The organism is Bacillus sp. HY001 (assembly GCF_007558965.1).
Taxonomy (GTDB): domain Bacteria; phylum Bacillota; class Bacilli; order Bacillales; family Bacillaceae_G; genus Bacillus_A; species Bacillus_A mobilis.
In genome coordinates, this window is sequence record NZ_VLTE01000181.1 from 1 (window position 1) to 6,551 (window position 6,551).

Below are 6,551 nucleotides of genomic sequence, written 5' to 3' on the forward strand. Positions count from 1 at the left end.
AATTTAGTAGATAAATATACAAGTGCATTTGATGAAAAACGCAGTCCTCATAAACTACGACATACCTATGCTACAAATCATTATAAAGAAAATAAGGATCTAGTATTATTACGCGATCAACTTGGCCATACCTCTGTTGAAGTTACTAGTATTTATACTAATATTAATAACGAGAAGAAACGCGAAGCCATTGATCGATTAGAAAAAAGACAATTTGAATAAAAACAGGATACTTCCTTAAAGAAGTATCCTGTTTTTATACTGTTGAATTTATTACTCAGTGATAAAAAAACTTACCAGCCTGAAACACCAGTTAATACAGCTTGATTGGCTGAATTACATTTATTATACACTTCCCAATAAGCATCTACGATCCAACCTTTTTTATACTCTCTATCAGCTGAGAACGCTGCATATAGTGCTGTGCCTAAATTCACTAATTCGAATTGAGATGCTGACTCAATATTCTTGACTCGTTCTTGTAAATTAGCTGAAAAGGCTTCAATATCCTTTTGTGATGTTAACTGTTGAATTTGTTGGTATAAGTAATTTGAAAGCCCCTTAGCGGGTATATTATTTGATAATGCACTTAAAATCTTTTCAAGTAAACTCTTTTTCATTCTTGTTCAACCCCATTTCAATTTATGTAAACTAAACGTATTAGGTTTTTATATAATACATTATATCATTATATTATGTATTATATATGTAATCACGAAAAATCACCGTTCAATTTTTCTATCCCCCCTTAACTAAATAAAGGTGAAATTTTCATATTCACTTGGAGCAGTTGCCCTTAATCCCAACCACTTTTTCTCTTTTCTTGTTCTATTGTTATGCGTTCTTTATATTCATAAGCCTTTATTTCATTACCTACATCAATTTGGTTAAAAACATCACTTTTCACGTCTATAATTCGCATCTTTTCATTCGTATATAATGTAATAAGATGTTTGTCTGGAGAACCTGTATCACCCATAAGAGGATTTCCAGGATCGCCTTCAATAAATTTTTTATCGATAACCTTCGCCTGTACTAACCTTCCTTTTTTTACTGTCTCTTCTTCAATTTCATATTCTGTCATAGCTGACTGTATTGCCGGAAAAATAAACCACACAATTATAATCGTAATAATAGTTATAAAAAAACACACTATAACATTTGCATTGGTTTTTTCATTAGATTTATGCATTATATTTATCCCTTCCCAGTTATGAAAATCACTTCTCTCTTACTTCTACAATTCTTTCTTTACTGAGTTGAATTCCTTCTTCTTCACTTATAGCTTATTAATATTCATCTCGGCACTCCCCCTTTCAGAGTATTAATTTTAGAATAATATATATATAAATTATATATTTTATATATACGAAAAACAACAATAAACTTAATGAAGTTTATTGTTGTTTTTTGAGCGATGAGTGAATTAACTTTTTTTTCAGAATTTTATTGATAAATAAATTAAAATTACATAATATATCCTGCTTTTCTGCTATGATGGTAATAAATAGGATACTCTATAGGATGGGGGAATATATAATGATTGCTTCGATAAAGGGTAATGAGCAAATCACAAAAATGTTAAATGACTGGTATATAGAGATTCGTGCCAGACATATTGGAAAGGCGCATAAATTAAAAGTTGAAATTGATCAAAAAATACACAATATTGAAGAGGACCAAAACCTGCTTTTATACTATTCTCTTTTAGATTTTCGTCATCAATATATGGTTGATAGTTTAAGCATTGGAAAAGACAGTTTTGATAAGGTTGAATCATTAGAGGTGCCTGCAGATCAGTTTTTATCGTACTACTACCATTTCTTTAAAGCTATTCATTCAAATATTACAGGTAACTTTACAAGTGCGAAAGAACATTACAACAAAGCTGAAGAACTATTAAACCATATCCCGGATGAAGTTGAACATGGAGAATTTTATTTCAAACTATCCACTTTCCATTATCATATCTATAAGCCATTGGCGGCTATCAAAGAAGCAACTAAGGCAAAAGAGATTTTTAAAAAGCATGCAGGATATGAGGCTACTATTGCGTTATGTGATAATTTAATTGGTTTAGCTTGTACACACTTAAAACAATTTGAAGAAGCTGAAGAACACTTTATTACAGCTATTAATACATTTAAAAAATCAGGTGAAGAAAAATTTATTACGTTTGTTCGTCACAACTTAGGATTAATGTATGCTGGCCAAAATTTATCTGAACTAGCAATACGATACTTATCTGAAGTAATACAAGAACTCCCTAAAGACTATAAAGCAATCTTTATTAAGGCTAGAGAGCATATGGAAATGGGAGATTCAGAGGAAACTTCTAACCTTATAGATAAAGGATTAGAAGTTTGTAAAGAGCTTAAAAATGAAGAGTACGAACATCACTTTTGGATTTTAGAAAAGTTAAATCAAAAAGTAACCGCTGACGAATTAGAAAAGACAATTAAAACAGGAATCTCTTATTTTGAGAGAGAAAACCTACATGAGTACGTACAAGAATACGCTAAAAAATTAGCAGTTTTATTCCATCAAGAGAATAACCGTTCAAAAGCAAGTGATTATTTTTACCTTAGCCATCAAGCCGAAGAAAAAAACTTTGAGAAGGAGGCTTTAAAATGAGAAAAGTAATTTTTAGCTTAATCGGGATTACAGCTGCATTCACATTTATTTTGAATTCTAGCCATGCAACTGATACACAGAAAGCGCTTAGTGAGGAAAAAATTGTACAATATGCTCACGGCCATACTGGCGGATGATAAAAAACAAGGGTCTTCACTTCATTGTGAGGACTTTTATTTTTATATGGGGATCCCTATTATAAAATTACAAAATACAATCATTTCAGAATCTTAATATAGAAATTAAAAGTAACTGGTTCCTTTTGCATCCATAAAAGGGAGCTTAAAATTTTAAGAGAGGAATTAACTATTAATGCATACACAAGAAGATTTCTATAAAAAATTAATAGAGGAACAAAGACTAGTAACAATATTTTTAATAAACGGAGTAAGAGTACCTGGCATTATTATTGCTGTTGATAAATTTTCAGTGCTAGTCTCCAGTAACGGAAAGCAACAATTCCTTTATAAACAAGCTATTTCAACGGTTTCTTTATAAATATAAATCTGCTTAAAATTGAATTTTTTTAATTTAAAAAGTGGTAAAAACAAAAAAGGAATCCTTAATAAAAGGATTCACCCCAGGAAATATAGATAAATAAAAAGAATTAAGTTTATTATAAAATAAAAGCATACTAAACATATTGAGAAACAAAAAATATTGAAGGTTGAAAGCAAAGAATAATGTTTGCTATACTAAATGCGCACAAATATATGCAAAATCACAAATAAAATAAGGGCAGCTATGCTAGGCTGCCCTTATTTTATTTTTAATTTCATAATCCGCTATTTAATTTGAGGTATTTATAAACCTAGTACACTAACAATCTGACATGCTTTGGAATTTGCAATATGATAGTACATCTCTAACCCTCTTCTTTCCGAGCGGAGAATCTTGCCACGCATCTTAGATAAGTGCTGAGATACAGTTGATTGAGGGACATCTAATAGCTCTGTTAATTGTGTTACATTACAAATTTTGCGGTGTTCTAGCTCCTTCACAATTTGTAACCTAACTGGATGGGCCATAATCTTTAATAATTCTACATCCGCCTCTGGGATTTTGTACATTTCATTACTTGCTTGAATAGTTGTCATTTTAATTTCTCCTTTTATAATTTTGTTTTATTTTAATTATCTATTTTTAAGTATGTTGTGTTTACTTGAGTACATTGTTCATAACCACTATAATGTTTATTCTTTTGTCTCTCTATCAGATTCAATATATATAAGTATTATGATGACTAAAAATCCAATAAAAGATAGCATAGGTATCGAAATGAAACCGAATAAATTTAAGTAATCTTCTGTACATGAAACTCCTACTGAACAAATCTTCATCTCATTAATAGGAAATGCTTGTATTGTAATTTGATATACAGATAATATTAAACCGATACACGTAAATGGAAATGCATACATGCTGACGCGCGGATCTTTTCTATACATTCCTATCCCCAATATTAATACTAATGGATACATGGCCATTCTTTGGTACCAGCATAAATCACATGGCGGCAGCTTCATCCATTCACTAAAAAATAAACTAATTAGCATTGCACTAGTAGCTATCATCCAAGCAATTGCAATGTGGTACTTACGAATCCATTCCATTTTATGTTCTCCTCACACGATTTTAATTGTATTGAAGGTTTTATAATAAGGATGCAATATTATCTCAATTATCTATTTAGAATGTCACTAATTTATTTCCGTATTTGGAATAACCGGTTTCAATGGATAGTATCCAATCATTTAGATCTTCCCAGTCATACCCCTTATCTTTCAACTCTGGTGGAAAGCAATTCTCAAAATCATCACGCATTCCGTACATAGTTTCTAATGCTGTTTCTAGTGGACCGAATCTATATACAATATGTGTTTTCACTCGTTTGTTTTTCTTTTCTGCTACAGCCAAATATACATATCGTCTTTCCTTTGCTAAAACGAACTTCAAAAACCCTGGAATTTGACTCATCTAAAAAATGCCCCTTTCGGTTTTCCTTACCCCTTTCTTTTGTATACGAGTAAGGAAAACAAGCGTTTTTGCCGTATTAATTTAAGAGGTGTCTCATTTTTTTGCTTTGAAAATACAAGACCACACTCATCATCACAATATTTATTACACCGGCTGCAGCTCCAATTTTTGCAATAACATATACAAATTCATTACCGCTAAATGGAAATAGACTCAAAAAAATAAAAAAAGTAGAAATAAAAAAAGATAAGAGCATGTTTCTTTTGTTCCCATTCATTCAAGAAACCTCCTTTTGGAATAAGTATTGATATTAAGCTGCATCATTACGGTTATAATGCCGATTCTTTTCATCTACAAATCCTTTAATGCCCCACACACCAGCCTTTAATTCTTTTGCTTCTTTTTCTGCTTCTAGCATTTCAGGTAGAAATGTAGTATTAAGTCTAGAGATATAGGCTATAATCCCATAACCAGACTTGACCATTAATTCATTAATATGTATTCCGTTACAAAATACATAAGCCAATTTCCTACCGTATTTGTCTTCTTTTTGTCCCCGATCATAAACCAAAGTTACACTTTTCCCTTCTAGTTGTTTCTTTAAAAAGGAAGAGGCTTCTTTTCCCATCTTTTGTGGTGGGATTTTTTGAGATACAGACTCAGGAGTATCCAATAACAGTAACCGTACCGTCTGTTTCTGCCTCTTTACGTTCACGTCTATCGTATCTCCGTCCTTTATATGTAATACCTTCCCTTTAACAGTCTCTAAGTCTTTTATTTTTCCCTTATAAGCTTCTGGAACATCAACAATACCTTTCCCTTCCATGTGCTGTTGTATCCCGTTTTGTACTGCTTGGGCAGGTCTTGATTCATTATTTATTTGTGTCGAATTGCTACATGCTGCCATTTGAAGTACGAATGATGTTAAACAAATAGCCTTAATCCATATTTTCATATCGAAATTTCTTCCTCCTAATCAAAATTCGTAAATAGCTGCATCTCAAAAACAAATAAAAAAGGACACACCTATGGCATATATATGCGTAGGTGTGTCCTTTTGCAAGATAGTTTTAGAAGTATTTTGTTACTTTCATCATATCATATTTCTTATTAATTTTATATATGAAATTTAAGATTTTGCGATATTATTTCTTCTTCTCATATATAAACGTGACTCTCTTCTGTGTAGAGTCATATGTTAATTTCGCATCGAATGATTTTCCTGTTTTTTTCGATATGAATCCTTTTATTGTATCCGTCATATTCTTTTCTAATAATTTCTTGATTTGACTAGCTGTAATTCTTTTTTCAAGTATCATTCCTGAAACAATGAAATCACAGCCCTTCTTGTACTGTTCGCATAGATAGTTTGTTTTCCCTATTATGACTCTACTCTGGCATAATGGGCATTTACCTACTGTACGATCCTCTGCAGTTGGAAATTCAAAACAAATACTAAGGTCCGGGTTTAATCGAATCGCAGCTGTGAATTCTCCTTTTTCTCCACTAAAACCACTAATGAAGTCTGTTACATTGTTATTCACTAGTTTTTTAATCTGGCTATCGGATAATTTCTTTCCTTTAATTTTAGCCGGCAACATAAAATCGCATCCGTTTTGATATTCTGAGCACCCAAAAAACGTTTTACGGTTTAGGATTTGTCCTTTTTGACACTTTGGACACTGACCTAGCGATAATTCTTCAACTGAAGGCAAATTAAAGCTGACTTCACCGTTAACGAATGCTAAATAAGCAGAAAATTCTTTGCCATTAGATTTAAATCCTTTTATAATGTCCGTTTTATTTTCTTCAAACAGTTTTTTAATTTGTGCTGCAGGAATCGTTTTTTCTTTTATTCTTTTGGGTAATCCAATGTTACAGTTTGGATGATTGCTACACCCGAAAAATTTCCCTCTATCTAAAATTATTCCATTTCCACA

The 6,551-nt window shown here is 31.5% G+C and carries 12 protein-coding genes; 4 read left to right on the forward strand and 8 right to left on the reverse strand.

The window, feature by feature from the left end; translation table 11 throughout:
* Window positions 1–222 (forward strand): tyrosine-type recombinase/integrase (locus FOT98_RS30195; protein ID WP_144291194.1); only part of this gene is annotated, 222 nt, incomplete at its 5' end.
* A gap of 71 nt (window positions 223–293) precedes the next feature.
* On the opposite strand, the gene FOT98_RS30200 is transcribed toward FOT98_RS30195, so the two are convergent.
* Window positions 294–620 (reverse strand): hypothetical protein, encoded by a 327-nt coding sequence (locus FOT98_RS30200; RefSeq protein ID WP_000749219.1) that lies wholly within the window; start codon window positions 618–620, stop codon window positions 294–296.
* A gap of 176 nt (window positions 621–796) precedes the next feature.
* Entirely contained in the window at window positions 797–1,192 is a 396-nt protein-coding gene (locus tag FOT98_RS30205) for a hypothetical protein (protein WP_000549611.1), read from the reverse strand.
* 347 nt (window positions 1,193–1,539) lie between these two features.
* Between FOT98_RS30205 and FOT98_RS30210 the strand changes: the two genes are divergently transcribed.
* The 3 genes from FOT98_RS30210 to hfq all read left to right on the forward strand — a co-directional run bounded on the left by FOT98_RS30210 (window position 1,540) and on the right by hfq (window position 3,132).
* Window positions 1,540–2,634 carry a Rap family tetratricopeptide repeat protein gene (locus FOT98_RS30210; RefSeq protein ID WP_000561969.1) on the forward strand — a complete coding sequence of 365 codons (1,095 nt, stop codon included), beginning with the start codon at window positions 1,540–1,542 and terminating at the stop codon, window positions 2,632–2,634.
* A complete protein-coding gene (locus tag FOT98_RS32640) occupies window positions 2,631–2,771 on the forward strand; it encodes a hypothetical protein (RefSeq protein ID WP_001233271.1) in 141 nt (46 codons plus the stop codon). Before FOT98_RS30210 ends, FOT98_RS32640 begins: the two co-directional genes overlap by 4 nt.
* A 175-nt stretch (window positions 2,772–2,946) precedes the next feature.
* Entirely contained in the window at window positions 2,947–3,132 is a 186-nt protein-coding gene (hfq, locus tag FOT98_RS30215; RefSeq protein WP_000557400.1) for an RNA chaperone Hfq, read from the forward strand.
* Between the two features lie 305 nt (window positions 3,133–3,437).
* On the opposite strand, the gene FOT98_RS30220 is transcribed toward hfq, so the two are convergent.
* The 6 genes from FOT98_RS30220 to FOT98_RS30245 form a co-directional block, all read right to left on the reverse strand.
* Window positions 3,438–3,731: an ArsR/SmtB family transcription factor gene (locus FOT98_RS30220; protein ID WP_000207870.1), complete on the reverse strand. Its 294-nt coding sequence runs from the start codon at window positions 3,729–3,731 to the stop codon at window positions 3,438–3,440.
* A gap of 96 nt (window positions 3,732–3,827) precedes the next feature.
* On the reverse strand, window positions 3,828–4,247 hold the full coding sequence (locus FOT98_RS30225) for a disulfide oxidoreductase (protein ID WP_000454806.1): 420 nt from the start codon (window positions 4,245–4,247) through the stop codon (window positions 3,828–3,830).
* A 76-nt stretch (window positions 4,248–4,323) separates the two neighbouring features.
* Window positions 4,324–4,611: a hypothetical protein gene (locus tag FOT98_RS30230; RefSeq protein ID WP_000078380.1), complete on the reverse strand. Its 288-nt coding sequence runs from the start codon at window positions 4,609–4,611 to the stop codon at window positions 4,324–4,326.
* A gap of 76 nt (window positions 4,612–4,687) precedes the next feature.
* Window positions 4,688–4,888, reverse strand: a complete 201-nt coding sequence (locus FOT98_RS30235; RefSeq protein WP_001014120.1) for a hypothetical protein — start codon at window positions 4,886–4,888, stop codon at window positions 4,688–4,690.
* Between the two features lie 33 nt (window positions 4,889–4,921).
* Window positions 4,922–5,566: a thermonuclease family protein gene (locus tag FOT98_RS30240; RefSeq protein WP_000708141.1), complete on the reverse strand. Its 645-nt coding sequence runs from the start codon at window positions 5,564–5,566 to the stop codon at window positions 4,922–4,924.
* Window positions 5,567–5,756: 190 nt separating this feature from the next.
* Window positions 5,757–6,551 (reverse strand): topoisomerase C-terminal repeat-containing protein (locus tag FOT98_RS30245; RefSeq protein WP_260851152.1); only part of this gene is annotated, 795 nt, incomplete at its 5' end.